Here is a 20,299-nt window from a genome sequence, read left to right on the forward strand (position 1 = left end):
CGGCTCAGCGCAGCGGCCACGTGCCGTCCACCACCGCCTCCGGATTCCCCTGGCGCCGCAGCCACTGCTGATATCCGGCCGCCCACTCCCCGTACCACCGCTCCTGGTCGCGGTGGAGCTCCCACAGGTCGGCCGCCGCGATGTGCGCGTACCGCCCGGCTATCGCGCGGGCCACGCGCACGGCCGCCAGGGCGTCCGCGCCCGCCTCGTGCGCCCCGTCGAGCACGACGCCGTACTCCCGGCAGGCGGCGGCCAGCGTGCGCCGGCCCTTGCGGAAGCGGTCGACGGCACGGTCGATGGTGAGGGGGTCGACGACCGGGCCCACGGCCGCCGGCGCACCCGCGCCGCCCTCACCGTCCTCGCCGCCCTCAGCCAGTTGCTCGGTCAGCCGCTCGGTCAGCGACCGCAGGCCGTACCGCTCCAGCTCGGCCGAGAGCAGGCTCAGATCGAAGGCGGCGTTGTACGCGACGACCGGCACTCCCATCGACCAGTGGCCGGCCAGGGCGGTGGCCACCTCCTCCGCCACCTCGCGCGCGGGCCGCCCGCAGTCGGCGGCCTGCTCGGTCGTGATGCCGTGGATCGCCGTGGTCTCGGCCGGTATCGGCGTGCCCGGGTCGGCCAGCCAGAGCCGGCCCGCGACGACCTCGCCGCCCTTGGTCTCCACGACCGCCGCGGTGACGATCCGGGCCGTCGCCGGGTCGGTGCCCGTCGTCTCCAGATCGAAGCCGACCAGACGCTCCTCGTGCCAGGCCATCGCGATCCCCCCTGTCGGTTGTGCTTCCCCCGTCTGGTCCCCAGCGTCGCACGGCCCACTGACAACGAGTCCGTGACCGAAAGGAGAGGTCCGCCACGAGGAGTCCGCTACGACACCGGCCGGGAGTCCTCCCACACGCCCTCGAACTCCTCGCGGTAGGTCTCGAAGAGCCCGCCGTCCGCGTCGGGCCGGCCCTCCCGCAGCACACCCCGGCCGTGGCCGCCGCGCAGGACGAGCACGGGCGACTCCATGCCACGGGCCTTGCGCAGATAGGACTGGACGACGGCCACGCCGTCCGAGCCGTCGCCGTTGATCAGGTAGGCGGTGAAGCGGGGGGTCTCGTCGAAGACGCGGATCTCGAAGCCGCCGGTGTCGCGCAGCCGGTCGCGGACCCGCCGCATGTGCATGATGTTCATCTCCACGGACCGGCTCATCTCGCCCTTCTTGATCCCCAGTTCCCGCTCCCGGCGGCGCACGGCGCTGCTGGCGGGGTTGAGGAAGAGCAGCCGGGTGCGGCAGCCGGCCTCGGCGAGACGGACCATGCGCCGCCCGGAGTAGTTCTGGACGAGCAGGTTCAGGCCTATGCCCACGGCGTCGAGGCGGCGGGCGCTGCCGAAGAGGTCCTCGACGGGGAGCTGGCGCTGGAGGCGCACCCGGTCGGAGTGGACGCCGACGACGTCGGCGTAGCGGTCGCCGACGAGGTCCTCGACGGCGTCTATGGGCAGCCGGTCGGCGGAGGGCGTGCCCGCGCCGTGGCCGCCGCCGAGGATGTCCAGCAGCCGGGCCGAGGCGCGTTCGGCCTGGGCGAGGACGGTCTGGGAGAGCGCCCGGTTGCGGGAGACGACGTTGCGGGCCACCTCGAGCTCGTCCAGTACGAGTTCGAGCTCGCGCCGGTCGTCGAGGTAGGGCTCGAAGCACGGCCAGTGCTGGACGACCAGCTCGCGCAGCTGGGGCAGGGTGAGGAAGCTGAGGACGTTGTCGTCGGCCGGGTCGAGCAGATAGCCCTTGCGGCGGCTGACCTCGCGGACGGCGACGGCGCGCTGCACCCACTCCTGGCCGGCCGGGCCGGCGGCCGCGACGACCCATTCCTCGTCGCCGTGGACCGGTTCATAGACCGGGCGCAGCACGGCGGCGACGACGGCGCGGAGCCGTTGCTCGACCAGATTGAGCCAAATGTAGGCGCGCCCCGCCCGGCGGGCGCGTGTGCGCACCTCGCCCCAGGCGTCGGCGCCCCAGTCCAGTTCCGCCCCGATCTCCCTCGGGCGGGTCAGGGAGACCACGCCCGGAGGGGTGTCGGACGTGCAGTCCTCTTCCGGACAGCCGTCCCCAGGGGGCAGCTCCAGCCCGCCCGAGCTCACCTGCGCACCGCCTTCCGCCCCCGTCCCAACGATCAAGGCAGACTACTGTGCGGGCGGGAGGGGGTGCACCCGCGTCCGGCGGGCCTTCGGCCAACTCTGCCGTCGGACGTGCCGGTTGTCCGAAAGCCGGACGCCGGACGTGATCTGATTCATAGCCAGAAGTAGCCGGAAGGGTGGTTCACCCGCCCGGCGGAGCCCTCGGGGCGGGCGGCGGACCGGCTTTTGCCGAAGATCTGCGGAAAGCGCGGCCCGGGGTGGAAGACTTCTGGGCATGCAGGTCTGGCCGGGACAGGCGTACCCCCTCGGTGCCACGTACGACGGCGCCGGGACCAATTTCGCGGTCTTCTCGGAGGCCGCCGAACGGATCGAGTTGTGCCTGCTGCACGAGGACGGCTCGGAGACGGCGGTGGAGCTGCGGGAGGCCGACGCGTTCGTATGGCACGCGTATCTACCGGGTGTGATGCCGGGTCAGCGATACGGCTTCCGGGCGCACGGCCCGTACGAGCCGCAGCGGGGGCCGCGCTGCAACTCCGCCAAGCTGCTGCTCGACCCGTACGCGAAGGCCGTGAGCGGCGCGGTGGACTGGGGGGAGGCGGTCTACGGCTATCACTTCGGGCGGCCGGAGAAGCGCAACGACATGGACTCGGCCCCGCACATGATGACTTCGGTGGTGGTCAATCCGTACTTCGACTGGGCGGACGACCGGCCACCGCGGACGGAGTATCACCGCACGGTCATCTATGAGGCCCATGTGAAGGGCCTGACGATGCTGCACCCGGCGCTGCCGGAGGAGATCCGGGGCACGTACGCGGCGCTGGCGCATCCGGCGGTGATCGGGCATCTGACGGAGCTGGGGGTCACGGCGATCGAGCTGATGCCGGTCCATCAGTTCGTGCACGACCACCGGCTGGTGGACTCGGGTCTGGTCAACTACTGGGGCTACAACACCATCGGCTTCTTCGCGCCGCACAACACGTACGCGTCGTGGGGCGACCGGGGCCAGCAGGTGCTGGAGTTCAAGACGGCGGTGCGGGCGCTGCACGCGGCGGGCATCGAGGTGATTCTGGATGTGGTGTACAACCACACGGCCGAGGGCAGCCGTCTGGGGCCGACGCTGTCGTTCCGGGGGCTGGACAACGCGTCGTACTACCGGCTGACCGACGATCCGCGCTACTACATGGACACCACCGGCACCGGCAATTCGCTGCTGATGCGAAGTCCGCACGTCCTCCAGCTCATCATGGACTCGCTGCGCTACTGGGTGACCGAGATGCGCGTGGACGGCTTCCGCTTCGACCTGGCGGCGACGCTGGCACGGCAGTTCCACGAGGTGGACCGGCTGTCGTCGTTCTTCGACCTGGTGCAGCAGGATCCGGTGGTCAGTCAGGTGAAGCTGATCGCGGAGCCGTGGGACGTGGGCGAGGGCGGCTATCAGGTCGGCAAGTTCCCGCCCCTGTGGACCGAGTGGAACGGAAAGTTCCGGGACACCGTGCGGGATCTGTGGCGGGGCGAGCCGGCCACCCTGGCGGAGTTCGGCTCCCGGCTGACCGGCTCCTCCGACCTCTACCAGGGCGACAGCCGGCGCCCGCTGGCCTCCGTCAACTTCGTCACCTGTCACGACGGCTTCACCCTCCACGACCTCGTCTCGTACGACGTCAAGCACAACGAGGCCAACGGCGAGGACAACCGGGACGGCGAGAGCCACAACCGCTCCTGGAACTGCGGGACCGAGGGGCCGACCGACGACCCGGGGATCCTCGCCCTGCGCGAGCGGCAGATGCGCAATTTCATCGCCACGCTGATGGTGTCGCAGGGCGTGCCGATGCTCAGCCACGGCGACGAGTTCGCCCGCACCCAGCGGGGCAACAACAACGCGTACTGCCAGGACGGCGAGCTGTCCTGGGTGCGCTGGCCGGGCCGCCCGGAGGAGGCGGAGGAGGATCCGGACGAGGCGACGGCACGGGCGCTGCGGATGCTGCGCTTCACCCGCTCGCTGGTCTGGCTCCGCCGCGACCACCCCGTCTTCCGCCGCCGGCGCTTCTTCCACGGCCGTCCGGTGCAGGGCACCCACGACGATCTATCCGATATCGCCTGGTTCACCCCGGAAGGCGAGGAAATGCGGGACGGCGACTGGCACGTCGCCCACGCCAGGTCCCTGACCGTCTTCCTCAACGGGGGCGCCATCTCCGAGCCCGGGCCGCGGGGCGAGCCTGTGGTCGACGACTCCTTCCTGCTGATGTTCAACGCGCACGACCGGCCGCTGGACTTCACCGTCCCGGCCGACCACGGCGCGCAGTGGCAGGTCGTCGTCGACACGGCACGCCCGGAGGGCGTGGCGGCGGACGGACCTAAGGTCCGGGCGGGGGAACGGCTGACACTCACGGACCGCAGTCTGGCGGTGCTGCAGCGGCCGGCCTAGCGTTCCCCGGGAGTACGGTCACCTGCGGGCCGGTGGGGGTTCCTCGCGCCCACGCGGCGGAGCCGCATGTCAGACACCGCCCCGCGCCCCTTACGGGGCCCCGTGGTGGGTACGTATGTTCCTGTGAAGCCCGACAGCCGTCAGCCTCCTACCGCCACCTACCGGCTCCAGCTCCAGCCCGACTTTCCCTTCGCGGCGGCTGAGCGGGCCGTGCCCCGGCTCGCCCGGCTCGGCGTGTCGCATCTGCACCTCTCCCCGCTCCTGGAGGCCGTCCCGGGCTCCACCCACGGCTACGACGTCGTCGACCACACGGCGGTACGGGCGGAGCTGGGCGGCGAGGACGGGCTGCGCTCCCTGGCCCGTACCGCCCGCGCGCACGGGCTGGGCCTGATCGCCGACATCGTGCCCAACCACATGGCCCTGCCCGCCGCCGGACGCCCGGGCGGCCCCCTGTGGCACGTGCTGCGCGACGGCCCGGCCTCCCCGTACGCCCGCTGGTTCGACATCGACTGGGCCGAGCACGGCGGCAAGGTGCTGCTGCCCGTGCTCGCCGCCCCGCTCGGCGACGAGCTGGCCCGCCTCGCCGCCGCCGACGGCGTACTGCGCTACGGCGACCACGCCCTCCCCCTGCGGCCCGGCACCGAACGGCTGCCGCTGCCCGAGCTGCTCGACGCCCAGTGGTACCGCCTCGCCTGGTGGCGGCTGGCCCGCACCGAGCTCAACTACCGGCGCTTCTTCACCGTCTCCGAGCTGATCGCGGTGCGCGTGGAGGACCCGGAGGTCTTCGCCGCCACCCACGCCACGATCCTCCGCCTGCTGCGCGAAGGCGTCCTCGACGGGCTGCGCGTCGACCACCCCGACGGGCTCGCCGACCCGCCCGGCTATCTGCGGCGGCTGCGCGACGCCACCGGCGGGCGGTGGACGGTCGTCGAGAAGATCCTCGCCGGGGACGAACGGCTGCCCGCCGACTGGCCCGTCGCCGGCACCACCGGCTACGACGCCCTGCGCCATCTCGACGGCCTCTTCACCGACCCCGCCGGGCTCGGCGAACTCACCACCGCCTACCTCGCCTTCACCGGCTGCCCGCCCGACCGGGGCGGCGACTGGCCCGCGACCGTGCGCCGCGCCGCCCACCGGGTCATCGGCCACGAGCTGGCCGCCGAGGCCGAGCGGCTCGTCCGCACCGCCGTCCGGCTCTGCGAGACCTCCCACCATCTGCGCGACCACGCCCCCTGGGCGCTGCGCACCGCCCTGTGCGAGATCCTCGTCCGGCTGCCCGTCTACCGCCCGTACGCCACGGCGGGCCGGCCCGCCGCGCCCGGGGACGCCGCGCTGCTGGACGAGGCCGCCCGGGGGGCCCGTACCGCCTTCGCCGTGCCCGGCGAGGCCCGGGCCGTCGAACTGATCCGCGACGCCGCCCTGGGCCGTCTCGGCGACGGCCCCGACCAGCGGGACTTCTGCGCGCGCTTCGCCCAGACGGCGTCGGCGCTGCGCGCCAAGTCCGTCGAGGACACCGCCTTCTACCGCTACGCGCCCCTGCTGTCGGCGACGGAGGTGGGCGGCACCCCCGACCGGCCGGCGGTCGCCCCGGAGGAGTTCCACGCCTTCTGCGCCCGCGCGCAGCGCGACCGGCCCCACGGCGGGACCGTGCTGTCCACCCACGACACCAAGCGCAGCGCGGACGCGCGGGCGCGGATCGCCGCGCTGAGCGAACACCCGGCGCGCTGGGCCCGGCTGATGGACCGGCTGATGGACCGGCTGTGGTCCGGCTCTCCCGCGCCGGACCCCCATCTGGCGTGGACCGCCTGGCAGAACGCCTTCGGGCTCGGCGACCCCGACGCCGCCCGGCTCGTGCCCGCCGTGCTGAAGAGCGCCCGGGAGGCCGCGCTGCTGACGACGTGGACGGAGCCGGACGCGGCGTACGAGGCGGCGGTGGAGGAGTTCGTCACCACCGGCCCGTGCGGGGCGGCGGGCCGGGAGGCGCTGGCCGCGTTCGAGGAGGAGGCCGGGGTCGCGATCCGCGCCAACACGCTGGGGGCGGCGCTGCTGCATCTGACGATGCCGGGGGTGCCGGATGTGTACATGGGAACGGAGGGGGCGTACCGGGCGCTCGTCGACCCGGACAACCGGTCGGTGCCGCCCTTCCCTGACGAACCCGATGAATCCGGCGAAGCGGGGGACGGCCTCTCCGCCGAGAAGCTGCGGCTGACGCGGGCGGCGCTGGGGGTGCGCCGCGAGCACCCGGAGTGGTTCGGGGAGGAGGGGTCCTACGTGCCGCTGTACGCGGAGGGGGTGGCGGCGGGGCACGCCGTGGCCTTCGCCCGCGCGGGCGGGGTCGTCGCCGTGGCGACGCGGCTGGCGCGGCGGCTGGCCGATGCCGGGGGCTGGCGGGGGACGGTGCTGGAGCTGCCGGGCGGCCACGCGTGGCGGGATGTGCTGACGGGTGGGGAGTGGCGGGGGCGGGTGACGGTGGCGGAGCTGCTGGGGTCGGGGCCGGTGGCGTTGCTGGTCGCCCGTCCCTGACGCCCGGCCCGCGAGCGCCGGACGGGCTGAAGCCGGCCCGTCCGGGAAGAATCCCCGAAGGATCCCCCATCGAGAGGAGCCGTCGTGCTGTTCGAGGTGTGGGCACCGCGGGCCCGGTACGTCGCCCTGGTGGCGGACGGCCGGACGTACGCCATGGTGGCGGACCCGGCCCGTCCCGGCTGGTGGCGGGGCGAGGCCCGCGCGGGGCACGGCACCCGCTACGGTTTCGCCCTCGACGGCGGACCGGTGCGGCCCGACCCGCGCTCGCGGCGGCAGCCGGACGGGCCGGACGGGCCGAGCGCCGTCGTCGACCTCGCCCGCTTCGCCTGGCGGCACCCGTGGCCCGGCCGGGGACTGCCCGGCGCGGTCCTGTACGAGCTCCACACCGGCACGTACACCCCCGAGGGCACGTTCGACGCGGCGGCCGCGCGGCTGCCCCACCTCGCGGACCTGGGCGTCACACACGTGGAGCTGATGCCCGTCTGCCCCTTCCCGGGGCGGCACGGCTGGGGGTACGACGGGGTGGCGCCCTGGGCCGTGCACGAGCCCTACGGCGGCCCGGACGGGCTGCGGCGCTTCGTGGACGCCGCGCACGGCCTCGGCCTGGGCGTCGTCCTCGACGTCGTCCACAACCACCTGGGCCCGTCGGGCAATCACCTGCCCGCGTACGGCCCGTACTTCACCGACACCCACCACACCCCCTGGGGCGCGGCCGTCAACCTCGACGCCCCCGGCTCCCCGGAGGTACGGGCGTACCTCATCGGCAGCGCCCTGGCCTGGCTGCGCGACCACCGGCTCGACGGGCTGCGGCTGGACGCCGTGCACGCGCTCGCCGACACCGGCCCGCGGCACTTCCTCGCCGAGTTGTCCGCCGCCGTCGACGAGCTGGCCGGACGGCTGGGCAGACCGCTGTTCCTGATCGCCGAGTCCGACCTCAACGACCCGGCCACCACCGCCCCGCGCGACGCGGGCGGCCACGGCCTCCACGCCCAGTGGAACGACGACTTCCATCACGCCCTGCACACCGCGCTCACCGGCGAGTCCCAGGGCTACTACGCCGACTTCGCCGCCGACCCGGCCCACGCCCTCGCCAAGACCCTGCGCGGCGGCTTCTTCCACGACGGCACCCACTCCGCCTTCCGCGACCGCCCCCACGGCCGTCCCCTGGACCCGGGCGCCACCCCCGCCCACCGGCTCCTCGGCTACGCCCAGACCCACGACCAGGTCGGCAACCGGGCGCTCGGCGACCGCCTCTCCGCCCGGCTCTCCCCGGGGCTGCTGGCCTGCGCGGCCGCGCTCGTGCTGTGCGCGCCCTTCACCCCCATGCTGTTCATGGGCGAGGAGTGGGGCGCCCGGACGCCCTGGCAGTACTTCACCGACCACCCGGACCCGGCCCTGGCGGAGGCCGTACGGACCGGCCGCCGCCGTGAGTTCGAGGCCCACGGCTGGCCCGCCGAGGAGATCCCCGACCCCCAGGACCCGGCCACCCGCGACCGCTCCTGCCTGGACTGGACGGAACCCGCACGCCCCCCGCACGCCCGGCTCCTCGACTGGTACCGCCGCCTGATCGCCCTACGCCGCGCCGAGCCCGCCCTGACGGATCCGCGCTGGCGGTACGAGGCACTGTCGGTCACCGCGGACGGCGTCGTCTCCTTCCGGCGCGGCCCGCTGCACATCGTGGTCAACCTGGCCGACCGCCCGGCCGCCGCGCGCCTGTCGGGCCCGGTGACGGAGGCCGTCGCGACGTGGCGGCCGGTGGGCCTGCCGGACGGCGAGGACGGTGTACTGCGGCTGCCGCCGGAGACGGCGGCGGTGCTGCGGTGAACGCGTCCGCGTTTGCGCGTTTGCGCCCCCGGGCGTGGCGGGCCGACCCTGGAAGTGACGCGACCTCGCAGGTGAAGGAGTGAGGGCCATGCGCATGCTCTTGCGGGCCCGGATGGACACCCATACGTCGAACGCGGGGGTCAAGGACGGCAGCCTGCCCAGGCTGATGGAGAAGATCGTGGAGGAGCTCAAGCCCGAAGCCGCCTACTTCGCGCCCCTGGACGGCGGCCGGTCCTGCCTCATGGTCTTCGACATGGAGGACTCCTCGCAGATCGTCGGCATCGGCGAGAAGTTCTTCCAGGAAGCGGACGCCGAGGTCGAGCTGAGCCCGGTGATGAACCTCGACGACCTCAAGAAGGGTCTCGCGGCCCTCACCGGGTGAGTGGTGAGTGCCCTGCTCAGCCCTCGTCCGGACGCAGTCGCAGCGAGATGGAGTTGATGCAGTACCGCTGGTCCGTGGGGGTGGGGTAGCCCTCGCCCTCGAAGACATGGCCCAGGTGGGAGCCGCAGCGGGCGCAGCGGACCTCCACGCGGACCATGCCGTGGGAGCGGTCCTCCAGGAGCTCGACGGCGTCGGAGTCCTTCGGGTCGTAGAAGCTCGGCCAGCCGCAGTGGCTCTCGAACTTCTCCGTGGAGCGGAACAGCTCCGCGCCGCAGGCCCGGCAGGCGTAGACGCCCGTCGTCTTCGTGTCGGTGTACTCACCGCGGAAGGCGGGCTCGGTGCCCGCCCGGCGGAGCACCTGGTACTCCGCCGGCGTCAGCTCCGCGCGCCACTGCTCGTCCGTCTTCTCGACCTCGTACGCCATGCCGAACGCCCTCCGCGGTGTGTCGTCTCAGTTCTCCAGGCGGGCGAGGATCTTCGGACCGAGGTCCGTGACGTCACCCGCGCCCATCGTCAGAACGAGATCACCGGGGCGTGCCATTCCCGCGATCACGTCCGGGATCGCCGCCATGTCGTGCTCGGGGCGGACGTCGGCGCCGGCCTTCTCGGCCGCGTCGATGATCAGGGCGCTGGTGATGCCCGGGATCGGGTCCTCACGGGCGGGGTAGATGTCGAGGACGACGGAGGCGTCGGCCAGGGTCAGGGACTGGCCCATCTCCGTGCCGAGCTCCTGGGTGCGGCTGAAGAGGTGCGGCTGGAAGACGACCAGGACGCGGGAGCCGGCGGCGGCGCCCCGGATGGCCTCCAGGTCGGCGGTCATCTCGGTGGGGTGGTGCGCGTAGGAGTCGATGACCTGCACGCCGTTCGCCTCGCCCTTGAGCTGGAGACGGCGGCCCACGCCGGTGAACTTGCCGAGCGCGGAAGCGAGGTTGTGCGCCGGGATGCCGAGGGCCACGCCCGCGGCGAGGGCGGCGACGGCGTTGTGGGCGTAGTGGCTGCCGGGCACGGAGACGGCGAAGGTGAGCATCTTGCCGTTCAGCAGGATGGTGACCTCGCTGGCCAGGCCGCGCGGGGTGACCTTCAGGACGCGCACGTCGGCGTCCTCGGCCGTGCCGTAGGTGACGATCTCGATGTCGTGGCGGCCGGAGACCCGCTCGGTGAGCTCGCGGGCGCCCGCCTGGTCGGCGGAGACGACCAGCGTGCCGCCGGGGCGGACGCGGCCGACGAACGTCTCGAAGGACTCGTAGATCTCGTCCATCGACGCGTAGTTCGCGTGGTGGTCCAGCTCCACGTTGAGGACGATCGCGACCTCGGGCGCGTACTTGTGGAAGCTGCGGTCGCTCTCGTCCGCCTCGGCGACGAAGATGTCGCCCGAGCCGTGGAGGGCGTTGGTGCCGGGGCCGTTCAGGTCGCCGCCGATGGCGTACGACGGGTTCAGGCCGAGGGCGTCCAGGGAGACGGCGAGCATCGACGTCGTCGTCGTCTTGCCGTGGGTGCCGGCGACGGCGATCGGGCGCAGCCCGTCCATCAGCCGGGCCAGCGCGTCGGAGCGGTGGACGACCGGGACGCCGCGCTCGGCGGCCGCGGCCAGCTCGGGGTTGTCGGCGCGGATGGCGCTGGAGACGACGACGCAGGTGGCGTCGGCCGCCAGGTGCTCCGCGGCGTGGCCGATGTGCACCGTGACGCCCAGCTCGCGCAGGGCCGCGGCGGTGGCCGACTCCTTCGCGTCGCTGCCGGCGACTGCCGCGCCGCGCTGGGCGAGGATCTTCGCGATGCCCGACATGCCGGCGCCGCCGATGCCGATGAAGTGCGGTCGGTCCATCGTCGTGGGGACGGCCGGTGCCATGTGCGGTGCTCCCTGGAGGTCGGTGCTCGTTGCGGGTCTCACTCTATTCCCCGGCACGGACAGCCCCGTCCGCGCCCGTCACACCGCCCGGATCAGCCCCGCCGCCAGGCCCGCCGCGACCGCCGCCGTGCGGCTGTCGACGCCGAGCTTGTCGTAGATGTGCACGAGGTGGGTCTTGACCGTCGCCTCGCTGATGAAGAGCCGCTTGGAGATCTGCCGGTTGGGCAGGCCCTCGGCCACCAGGCCCAGGATCTCCGTCTCGCGCGGCGACAGCACCGTCCGGCCCCCGGCCCGTACCCGGCCCAGCAGGCGGGCGGCGACGGGCGGGGCGAGGACGGTCTCGCCGCGGGCGGCGGCGTGGACGGCGGCCGCGACCTCCTCGGGCGGGGCGTCCTTGAGGAGGTAGCCGGTGGCCCCGGCCTCGACGGCGGCCAGGATGTCGGCGTCGGTGCTGTAGGTGGTGAGGATCAGCACGGCGGGCGGGGACGGCAGCGCGGTGATGCGCCGGGTGGCCTCCACGCCGTGCATCCCGGCGCCCATCTGGAGGTCCATGAGGACGACGTCGGGCCGTACGCCCTCGTCCAGCAGCCGCAGCGCCTCGGCGCCGTCGGCGGCCTCGCCCACGGCCTCCACGTCGGGCAGGTCGTCGACCATGGCGCGCAGCCCGCGCCGCACCACGGGGTGGTCGTCGACGAGGAGGATCCCGATCACCTCGCTCATGCCGCCGCCTCCAGGGCGCGGGCCCCCGTCGGGACGACCGGGACCGTCGCCGCGATCGCCGTGCCCTCGCCGGGGGCGGACTCGACGGTGAAGGTGCCGCCGAGGCCGGCGATGCGCTCGCGCATGCCGTGGAGGCCGAAGGTGCGGCGGCCGTCGGCCGGGCCCCGGCCGGGGGCGAAGCCGATGCCGTCGTCGTAGATGTCGAGGGCGACCTGCCCGTCGAGGAAGGCGAGGGTGACGGCCGTGTGCTCGGCGCTCGCGTGGCGGGCCACGTTGGCCAGGGCCTCCTGGGTCAGGCGCAGCAGGGCCACCTCGGTCTCCACGGGCAGCGGGCAGGGCTCGCCGTCGAGGCGGAAGACGGCTCCGGGGACGGTGCGGGCGGTCACCCGGCGCAGCGCCTCGGGCAGGGGCGCGTCCTCCAGGGCGGGCGGGGTGAGGGCCTGGACGAAGCGGCGGGCCTCGGCGAGGTTGTCGGCGGCGGTCAGCCCGATCTCGCGGACCCGTTCCCGGGCCGTCTCGCGCTCGGCGGTCTCGGCGGCGCGGGCCAGCAGGACGATGCTGGACAGGCCCTGGGCGAGGGTGTCGTGGATCTCGCGGGCGAGCCGCTGCCGCTCGGCGAGCCGGCCCGCCTCGCGCTGGGCGGCGGCGAGCTCGTCCCGGGTGCGCACGAGGTCGTCGATCAGCCGCTGGCGGCGCTGGCCCTCGCGGTGGAGCGCGGCGTAGCCGTAGGCGGTGAGGATCGCGACGGCGGCCCCGGCGGCGGGGCCGATGACCTTGGCGACGGTGAGCCCGCCGGGCGCGGTCGCCTGGGCGGCGACGACGGCCGCCGTGGCGGCGGCGACGGCGGGGTGCGCCCAGCGGACCGGGAGGGCGCGCAGGAAGAGGAAGAACAGCGGGAAGGCGACGTAGCTGAAGCCGCGGTCCAGGGCGAGGAGGGCCAGCCACAGGGCCGTGACGGCGGAGAGCCAGAGCCCGGGGCGGCGGGCGGGGCGGACGGTCCCGGCCGCGTACACGGCGGCGAGCAGGGCGCCCAGCGGCAGTACGGCCAGGGGTCCCGCCGACGGCCGTCCGGCCACGGTGGGGGCCAGGGCGACGGCGAGCAGCGCGTAGAAGGCGCCGTGGAAGGCGAGGCGGACCAGGCGCAGCGGGGGCACGTCGGAGGCCTCGCGTCCGCGCGGGAGCGCGGCGGGCGCGCCGGGGTCGGAAGGACTCGTTCGGCTCATCCCACCGAGCGTACGGGCCGGTGCCGGGCGCTACGGAACCGGCCGCCGTCAACCGTTCGATTGATTTCCGGGTGCACCGTACGGACGGTCCGCGGACCGTCCCCCGGCCCGATGCCGGCGCGGGCCCGGGGCGGCAGCCTGGAGCCCGTATTCGATCCGGCACCGGAGGGGATCCCTTGTTCGTCGCGCTCCGCGACATCCGTTTCGCCCGGGGGCGCTTCGCCCTCATGGGCACGGTCGTCGCGCTCATCACCACGCTCGTGGTCTTCCTCTACGGCCTGACCGACGGCCTGGCCCGGGAGGCGTCGTCGGCCGTGGCGGGGCTGCCGGCGGGCCGTGTGGTCTTCGGTGCCCCGGCGGGGGCCGCGCCCGAGGTGTCGTTCTCCAACAGCACCGTCGACGAGCGGCAGGCCGAGGCGTGGCGCCGGGCCCCGGGGGTGCGCTCGGCGGAGCCGTTCGGCGTGGGGATGACCCGGCTGACGGCGGGCGGCTCGGCGGAGTCGGTGAGTGTGATCGGCGGCCCGCAGCGGCTGGCGCCGGCGCCCGAGGCGGGGGCCGCCCCCGCCGACGGGCAGGCGGCCGTGAGCCGGCGGATCGCCCGCGAGCACGGGCTGCGGCCCGGCGACCGGATCACCCTCGGCACCCGGGAGCTGACCGTCTCCGGCATCACGCCCGACCGGGGCCACGGGCACGCGCCGACCGTCTGGACGACGCTCGCCACCTGGCGCGAGGTGAGCCACCTGCCGAGGCCGACCGCGCTGGCCGTGACCGGTTCCGGTACGCCCTCGGGGGCCGTCGCCCGCACCACGAAGGCCGTCGCCCTCGGCGACGCGCTGGACGGCATCGACGGCTACGCCGCCGAGCACGGCACGCTCCGGATGGTCCAGGGCTTCCTGTTCGTGGTGAGCGCGCTCGTGGTGGGGGCCTTCTTCACCGTGTGGACGGTGCAGCGGCGGCCCGATGTGGCGGTGCTCAAGGCCGTGGGCGCGAGCAGCGGCTATCTGGTGCGGGACGCGCTGGGGCAGGCGGCGGTGGTGCTGGCCGTCGGTGCGGTCGCGGGCGCCGCGGCCGGTGCGGCGGGCGGGGCGCTGGCGTCGGCGGCGGTGCCGTTCGAGCTGAGCGCGGCGGCGGTGGCCGTGCCGGTGGCCGCCATGGTGCTGCTGGGGCTGGCCGGCTCGGCGCTCGCCGTCGCCCGCATCACGTCCGTCGATCCGCTGACCGCGCTGGGAGCCACCCGATGACCACCGCCCTTTCTCTGGAGGACGCCGTCCTCACCTACCCCGACGGGGACCGTACGCTCACCGCCCTGGACCGGGTGTCGCTGACCGTGGCGCCCGGCGAGCTGGTGGCGGTCGTGGGGCCGTCGGGCTCGGGCAAGTCCAGCCTGCTGGCGGTCGCGGCGACGCTGCGCCGCCCCGACGCGGGGCGCGTGGTGGTGGCGGGGTGCGAGACGGGGCCGCTGAGCGCCAAGGAGCGCACCGCGCTGCGGCGCGAGCGGGTCGGGATCGTCTTCCAGCAGCCGAACCTGCTGCCGTCGCTGACGGCCGAGGAACAGCTGCTGGCGGTCGCGCACCTGCGCGGCGGATCCGTCCGGGCGGCCCGGGCGCGGGCGGCGGAGCTGCTGGAGTCGGTCGGGCTCGACGCGGCGAAGCGGCGGCGCCGTCCCCATCAGCTGTCCGGGGGCGAGCGGCAGCGCGTGAACATCGCCCGCGCGCTGTTCGGCGACCCCGCCGTGCTGCTGGTGGACGAGCCGACGTCGGCCCTGGACCACGAGCGCGGCGAGCGGGTCGTCGAACTGCTGGCCGAGGTCACCCGCCGGCACCGCACGGCGACGGTGCTGGTCACCCACGACCGGGGGCTGCTCGGCCGGGCGGACCGGGTGCTGACGATGCGCGACGGCAGGCTGGAGTGACGGGACGTGGCCGGTGCCGGCCGGCTCAGTCGCGCTCGCCCGCCGCCGGCGCCTCCTCGCCCTCTTCCTCCCCGTCGGCGTGCGCGTAGAGCTTGAGGACGGGCACCCCGACCTTGTGGCGGGCGCGCGAGGCCCAGTCGCGGTGGAAGAACTCCTCGACGAGGTGGGGCGCGGTCAGCACGATCACCTCGTCGGCGTGGGTCTGCTCCACGACCGAGCGCAGGAGGTCCAGCGGGTGGCCGTCGATGAGCTGGCCGACGGCCTCGCAGCCCGCCTCGCGCAGCAGGCGCAGCGAGTGCTCCAGGGCCACCGCGGCGGGCCGTACGGCCGCGTCGCCCTCGGGCTCGTCGGCCTCGTGGAGCGCCTGCTCCAGCTCGCCGAGGGCCACGTCGTCGATGGCGCGCAGCAGCCGGTCCTCGTCCCCTCTGGGGCGCATGAGGACCACGAACGACATGCTGTCGTCGTGGAGGGTGGTGACGAAGTCGACATCCGTCGCGGAGAGCGGCTGCTCGATCATCAATACGCTCGTGAACACGGTGGGAGCCCTTCTACTCCATGGGCCACCGGGCCCCAACAGAAACCATCCTGCGCGGGCTCCCCGGGAACCCGCCTGTTTTGATCCTGTGCCCCCGGGGGAGCGTCTGACTCAATTCTGCCCACCCCGAGTTAAACCGGAACGGTAAATTCCGCCGATTGTCAGACCCGTCGGCGGACCACCGGCGCGTCAAACCCGTCGGTACCGGGTGAAGAGGAAACCGCCGTCCTCCAGCACCGACCCCAGCGCGAAGCGCTCGGGCACCGCCAGCGGCGGCCCCGCCATGATCCGCGGCGCCGTCCCGGTGGCCACCACGGGCGCCAGCGACAGGCACATCTCGTCCAGCGCCCCGGCCGCCGCGAACTGCCCCAGCAGCCGGGGGCCGCCCTCGGTCAGCAGCCGCGTCAGCCCCCGCCCGGCCAGCAGCCCCGGCACCCGCGCCACGTCGACGCCCGGCCCCTCGCCCGCCACGAGCACCTCGGCGCCCGCCGCCCGCGCGGCGGCCACCCGCTCCGCCGGGGCATCCGCCCCGGTCAGCACGATCGTGGGCACCAGCGGCGCGGTGAACAACGGAAGCGAGAAGTCCAGGTCGAGCCCCGCGCTCACCACGGCTATGACCGGCGCGGGCCCCTGGCCGAGCGCCGCCCGCCGCGCCGCGAAGGCCTCCCGGGCCCGCGCGGGGCGGTAGCCCTCCTGCCGTACGGTCTCCGCGCCGACCACCACCGCGTCGGCCAGGCCCCGCAGCGTGCCGAAGATCCGCATGTCGGCAGCCGAGGACAGCGGCTGCGACCGGCCCTCGTGATGGGCCGCGCCGTCCAGCGAGGAGACCATGTTGGCCCGCAGCCACGCCGTCCCGGCGGGCAGCCCGGCCGGGTAGGCGTAGAGGTCGGCGAGCTCGTCCAGCCCCCATTCGCGGTCGTCGAGATCGGCGGGGCTGAGCGGGGAGGGGAACAGGCGTCGCATAGGCCGCAGTGTGACATGGCTCGCTCCGCGCGGGCGGGCCACCGCACTTTCAGGGGCTACGCTGGACAGCTGTGTCGTCCTCCACCGCATCACCCGCAAGTGCCACGGGCCCCGCGGCCCCCGGTCCGATAACCGGCGGCCCGGCCGGAACCCCCGTCGCCCTCACCTCGCGCGCCCCGCACGTCCCGGCCGACCGCCTGGTCGCCGAGATGGTGCCGCCGCCGCGCTTCGACGCGGTGCGCTTCGACACGTACATCCCCGACCCCAACCAGCCCAGCCAGACCGAGGCCGTCAAGATCCTCGACGGTTTCGCGGGCGGGCTCGGCGGCGAGGCCGCCGGCGGCCGCAAGCGCTGGTTCCGGCGCGAGACGAAGCCCGCCGCCCCCACCGGCCCGCGCGGCGTCTACCTCGACGGCGGCTACGGCGTCGGCAAGACCCACCTGCTGGCCTCCCTCTGGCACGCCACCCCGGCCGCCCCCGAGCGCAAGGCCTTCGGCACGTTCGTGGAGCTGACGAACCTCGTCGGCGCCCTGGGCTTCCAGCAGACCGTCCAGACCCTCAGCGGCCACAAGCTGCTGTGCATCGACGAGTTCGAGCTCGACGACCCGGGCGACACCGTCCTCGTCTCCACCCTGCTGGGCAAGCTGGTCGACGCGGGCGTGGCGCTCGCCGCGACCTCCAACACCCTGCCCGGCAAGCTCGGCGAGGGCCGCTTCGCCGCCGCCGACTTCCTCCGCGAGATCCAGGGCCTCTCCGCCCACTTCCGCCCGCTGCGCATCGACGGCGAGGACTACCGCCACCGCGGCCTGCCGCAGGCCCCCGCCCCGTACGACGACGGGACCGTCGAGCGGGTGGCGCACCGCGTCGAGGGCGCCTCCCTGGACGCCTTCCCCGACCTCCTCGACCACCTCTCCAAGGTCCACCCGAGCCGCTACGGCGCCATGTGCGACGGCGTCCGGGCCGTCTGCCTGACCGGCGTCCGGGCCGTGCCGGACCAGTCGACCGCGCTGCGCCTGGTCGTCCTCGCCGACCGGCTCTACGACCGCGAGGTCCCGGTGCTGGCGTCCGGGCGGCCTTTCGACGAGCTGTTCAGCGAGGAGATGCTGAACGGCGGCTACCGCAAGAAGTACTTCCGGGCGATCTCCCGGCTCACGGCGCTGGCGCGGGACGCGAAGCCGCTCGCCGACGCCGACGCCGACGCCAACGCCAACGCCGCCGAGTGACCGCGCCCCGCGCCGACAGCCGCTAATCCGCCGGCTGATCCGCCGGCACGAAGTCGATCCGCTCCTGCGTCACCGGATACCCCGCCCTGGCGAAGCTCGCCGCCATCGGGGTGTTGCCCTTGTCCGTGGCGGCCGCGATCCTCTCGGCGCCCCGGTCGACCAGGTCGTGGGTGCAGTCCACGAGCAGGTCGTGGGAGTAGCCGCGGCCGCGCCGTTCGGGGACGACGCCGATGTAGCCGACGCAGGGCCCGGCCGGGTTGTGGGCGGGGACGTGGAGGCCGGCGAGGTCCCCGCCGGGCGTGAAGGCGAGCCGCCACCATTCACGGGGCGAGGGCAGCCAGTGGAGGAAGCCCATCATGTCGTCGACGGCGGCCTCGATGCCGGACTCGGCGACGGTGCGGCGGTCGTGGGCGTCCAGCGTGCCGTCCATGGTGCGGCGCACGACGTCCCGGAACACCGCGTCGTCCGGCTCGGGCCGGTACTCCAGACGGCCGGTGCGTTCCGGCAGCGGGCAGCCGGGCGTCCACTCGTAGCGGTACCGCTCGACGAGCCGCCGCATCCCGGCCGCCTCGGCCGCCGCGGCGCGGGCCTCGACGGCGGCCCGTACGCGCGGCCGGTCGCGCCAGCCGGGCGGGGCGAGGAGGGCGTACTCGGCGCTCAGCGGGACGGCGCTCAGCAGGTGGACGGCCGCCTCGGCCTCGCCGTCGGCGAAGTCGAACCAGTCGAGGGCCTTGGGCGTCTCGTCGTCGGGCCCGCCCCACCAGGCGGCGCGGGCGACGACGCGGCCGTCGCGCAGCGCCACCCAGGTCCAGTCGGGGCGGTACTCGCCGCCGAGGTGGACGGGCGTGTAGGTCTGGCCGAAGGCGGCCCTGCCGACGAGGGCGGGGGCGGTGTCGAGGGTGGTGAAGAGTGCGGTGTCGTGCTCGGTGAGGGCACGGATGACCAGGGAGGTCATGGGGATCCTTCCGGAGGCGGACGATCGCGCTCCCGGTCGGACGGAATGTCAGACGGAGGACGCCCGGCGGAGGGGGCGGGAGCGCGGGACAGTGGTGACAGTGCTGTCGATGCGGTTCATCTCGCCCCTCCTTTCCGGGTTCTCGGACGTCTGAGCGGACCTTAGGGTCCGTCGGACGCGGGCGTCCAACGATTTAAAACGATCCAACCGTGGCTACGGCTGGTGCAGCCCCCGCCCCGCGAGGGCGAGCATGACCTCGCCGACCGCCTCCGAGAGCGTCGGGTGCGGATGGACGTGCTGGGCGACGTCGGCGGCCTCCGCGTCCCAGCCGACGACGAGCTGGCTCTCGGCGATCATCTCGGAGACGTGCGGGCCCACGAGGTGGACGCCCAGCACCCGCCCGCCGTCCATTCCGGCGGCTTCGGCGACGACCTTCACCATGCCGCCCTGGCCGTGCACCATCCCCTTGGCGGTGGCGGTCAGCGGCATGGTGACGACCCGGACCCGGTGGCCCAGCTCCCGCGCCCCGGCCTCGGTGAGGCCCACCGAGGCCGTCTGCGGGCTGGAGTACGTCACGCGGGGCACCGCCGCGTAGTCGACGGGCCGGGGCGCGAGGCCCGCCAGGGTCTCGGCGACCAGCAGGCCCTCCGCGAAGGAGGCGTGGGCCAGCCCGAGCGACGGCGGGGGCAGCAGATCGCCGACGACGTGGACGCCGGGGACGGCCGTCTCCAGCCGGGACCAGTCGGCCGGGGCGACGAAGCCCCGGGCGTCGGTGGCCAGTCCGGCCGCCGCGAGGCCGAGGCCGTCGGTGACCGGTACCCGGCCCACGGCCACCAGCAGCCGCTCCGTCTCCAGCGTCCGCGTCTCACCGCGCGCCGTGCGGAGGACGACCCGTACACCCCCGTCGTACGGGTCGGCCTCCGTAAGGCGCGCGCCGGTCAGGACGTCGATGCCGCGCTTCTTCAGACCGCGCGTCAGATGACGGCCGACGTCGGCGTCCTCCAGCGGCAGCAGCCGGTCGGCGGCCTCCAGCAGCGTCACCTCGGCGCCCATGGAGTGGTGCAGCGAGGCGTACTCGACGCCGATCGCCCCGCCGCCCAGCACCACGACCGAGCCCGGCAGCCCGGGGGCGAACAGCGCGTCGTCGCTGGTGACGACCCTGACGCCGTCCGGTTCCAGCCCGGGGAGCGTCCGGGGCCGCGAGCCGGTGGCGAGGACGACGCCGCGCCGGGCCCGCCACGCGGTGCCCGCCTCGGCGCCGGTGCCGATCCGTATCGTCCGGGGTCCGGTCAGGGTGGCCGAGCCCCGGACGACCCGCACGCCCGCGTGCGTCAGCCGGCCCTCCACCCCACGGTGGTTGCGGGAGACGATGTCGTCGCGGGTCGCGGTCAGGGCGGACCAGTCGACGGACTCGAGCGTCGCCTTCACCCCCCACCGTTCCCGCGCCTCCACGATTCCGTCGACGAGCTCCGCCGCGTGCAGCATCGCCTTGCTGGGAACGCAGCCACGGTGCAGACACGTGCCGCCGACGAGGTCGCGCTCCACGAGGACGACGCCGAGTCCGAGGGCCGCCGCGCGCAGCGCCGTGCTGTAGCCGCCGGTGCCGCCGCCGATGACGATGACATCTGTCTCATGCATGCCTTCACCCTCCGTCCACCGGCG

General features: G+C 74.5%; 17 protein-coding genes. 7 read left to right on the forward strand and 10 right to left on the reverse strand.

The annotated features are described in order from the left end of the window. Positions 1 to 4 precede the first annotated feature (4 nt). Entirely contained in the window at positions 5 to 754 is a 750-nt protein-coding gene (locus ACFYZR_RS18650) for an exonuclease domain-containing protein (protein ID WP_391911498.1), read from the reverse strand. A gap of 107 nt (positions 755 to 861) precedes the next feature. Beyond that, complete coding sequence (locus tag ACFYZR_RS18655) at positions 862 to 2,112, reverse strand: SAV2148 family HEPN domain-containing protein (RefSeq protein ID WP_391911868.1); 1,251 nt, start codon at positions 2,110 to 2,112, stop codon at positions 862 to 864. Between the two features lie 271 nt (positions 2,113 to 2,383). Between ACFYZR_RS18655 and glgX the strand changes: the two genes are divergently transcribed. The 4 genes from glgX (at position 2,384) to ACFYZR_RS18675 (ending at position 9,260) form a co-directional block, all read left to right on the forward strand. Continuing rightward, positions 2,384 to 4,531 carry a glycogen debranching protein GlgX gene (gene glgX / locus ACFYZR_RS18660; RefSeq protein WP_391911500.1) on the forward strand — a complete coding sequence of 716 codons (2,148 nt, stop codon included), beginning with the start codon at positions 2,384 to 2,386 and terminating at the stop codon, positions 4,529 to 4,531. A 123-nt stretch (positions 4,532 to 4,654) separates the two neighbouring features. Continuing rightward, complete coding sequence (treY, locus tag ACFYZR_RS18665; RefSeq protein WP_391911502.1) at positions 4,655 to 7,054, forward strand: malto-oligosyltrehalose synthase; 2,400 nt, start codon at positions 4,655 to 4,657, stop codon at positions 7,052 to 7,054. Between the two features lie 84 nt (positions 7,055 to 7,138). Continuing rightward, positions 7,139 to 8,878: a malto-oligosyltrehalose trehalohydrolase gene (gene treZ, locus ACFYZR_RS18670; protein ID WP_391911504.1), complete on the forward strand. Its 1,740-nt coding sequence runs from the start codon at positions 7,139 to 7,141 to the stop codon at positions 8,876 to 8,878. An 88-nt stretch (positions 8,879 to 8,966) separates the two neighbouring features. Then, complete coding sequence (locus ACFYZR_RS18675; protein WP_391911506.1) at positions 8,967 to 9,260, forward strand: hypothetical protein; 294 nt, start codon at positions 8,967 to 8,969, stop codon at positions 9,258 to 9,260. A gap of 16 nt (positions 9,261 to 9,276) precedes the next feature. Here the strand turns inward: ACFYZR_RS18675 and msrB are convergent, their stop codons facing one another. From msrB to ACFYZR_RS18695, 4 genes are all read right to left on the reverse strand, one after another. Next, a complete protein-coding gene (gene msrB, locus ACFYZR_RS18680) occupies positions 9,277 to 9,684 on the reverse strand; it encodes a peptide-methionine (R)-S-oxide reductase MsrB (protein ID WP_391911507.1) in 408 nt (135 codons plus the stop codon). A 27-nt stretch (positions 9,685 to 9,711) separates the two neighbouring features. Continuing rightward, positions 9,712 to 11,106 carry a UDP-N-acetylmuramate--L-alanine ligase gene (gene murC, locus ACFYZR_RS18685; RefSeq protein WP_391911509.1) on the reverse strand — a complete coding sequence of 465 codons (1,395 nt, stop codon included), beginning with the start codon at positions 11,104 to 11,106 and terminating at the stop codon, positions 9,712 to 9,714. A 78-nt stretch (positions 11,107 to 11,184) separates the two neighbouring features. Further along, on the reverse strand, positions 11,185 to 11,826 hold the full coding sequence (locus ACFYZR_RS18690; RefSeq protein ID WP_391911511.1) for a response regulator: 642 nt from the start codon (positions 11,824 to 11,826) through the stop codon (positions 11,185 to 11,187). Further along, entirely contained in the window at positions 11,823 to 13,049 is a 1,227-nt protein-coding gene (locus ACFYZR_RS18695) for a sensor histidine kinase (RefSeq protein WP_391911513.1), read from the reverse strand. Before ACFYZR_RS18695 ends, ACFYZR_RS18690 begins: the two co-directional genes overlap by 4 nt. A 176-nt stretch (positions 13,050 to 13,225) precedes the next feature. Between ACFYZR_RS18695 and ACFYZR_RS18700 the strand changes: the two genes are divergently transcribed. Both ACFYZR_RS18700 and ACFYZR_RS18705 read left to right on the forward strand, forming a co-directional pair. Further along, the gene (locus ACFYZR_RS18700; RefSeq protein WP_391911515.1) at positions 13,226 to 14,290 is read left to right on the forward strand and encodes an ABC transporter permease; all 1,065 of its coding nucleotides are present in this window, start codon (positions 13,226 to 13,228) and stop codon (positions 14,288 to 14,290) included. After that, a complete protein-coding gene (locus tag ACFYZR_RS18705) occupies positions 14,287 to 14,961 on the forward strand; it encodes an ABC transporter ATP-binding protein (protein ID WP_391911517.1) in 675 nt (224 codons plus the stop codon). The genes ACFYZR_RS18700 and ACFYZR_RS18705 overlap by 4 nt, the downstream gene beginning before the upstream one ends. Positions 14,962 to 14,986: 25 nt before the next feature. Here ACFYZR_RS18705 and ACFYZR_RS18710 read toward each other — a convergent pair whose 3' ends face one another. Both ACFYZR_RS18710 and ACFYZR_RS18715 read right to left on the reverse strand, forming a co-directional pair. Further along, positions 14,987 to 15,496: an indole-3-glycerol phosphate synthase gene (locus ACFYZR_RS18710; RefSeq protein ID WP_391911519.1), complete on the reverse strand. Its 510-nt coding sequence runs from the start codon at positions 15,494 to 15,496 to the stop codon at positions 14,987 to 14,989. A 189-nt stretch (positions 15,497 to 15,685) separates the two neighbouring features. Then, positions 15,686 to 16,459 (reverse strand): pyrimidine reductase family protein, encoded by a 774-nt coding sequence (locus tag ACFYZR_RS18715; protein WP_391911521.1) that lies wholly within the window; start codon positions 16,457 to 16,459, stop codon positions 15,686 to 15,688. A gap of 128 nt (positions 16,460 to 16,587) precedes the next feature. Between ACFYZR_RS18715 and zapE the strand changes: the two genes are divergently transcribed. Continuing rightward, entirely contained in the window at positions 16,588 to 17,682 is a 1,095-nt protein-coding gene (zapE, locus tag ACFYZR_RS18720; RefSeq protein WP_391911870.1) for a cell division protein ZapE, read from the forward strand. A gap of 22 nt (positions 17,683 to 17,704) precedes the next feature. On the opposite strand, the gene ACFYZR_RS18725 is transcribed toward zapE, so the two are convergent. Further along, positions 17,705 to 18,637, reverse strand: a complete 933-nt coding sequence (locus ACFYZR_RS18725; RefSeq protein ID WP_391911523.1) for a GNAT family N-acetyltransferase — start codon at positions 18,635 to 18,637, stop codon at positions 17,705 to 17,707. Positions 18,638 to 18,850: 213 nt separating this feature from the next. After that, positions 18,851 to 20,275, reverse strand: coding sequence for a dihydrolipoyl dehydrogenase (gene lpdA, locus ACFYZR_RS18730; RefSeq protein WP_391911524.1), 1,425 nt, complete (start codon positions 20,273 to 20,275; stop codon positions 18,851 to 18,853). Positions 20,276 to 20,299 lie beyond the last annotated feature (24 nt).

Source organism: Streptomyces sp. NPDC001678 (genome assembly GCF_042892945.1).
In the GTDB taxonomy this organism is placed as follows: Bacteria; Actinomycetota; Actinomycetes; order Streptomycetales; family Streptomycetaceae; genus Streptomyces.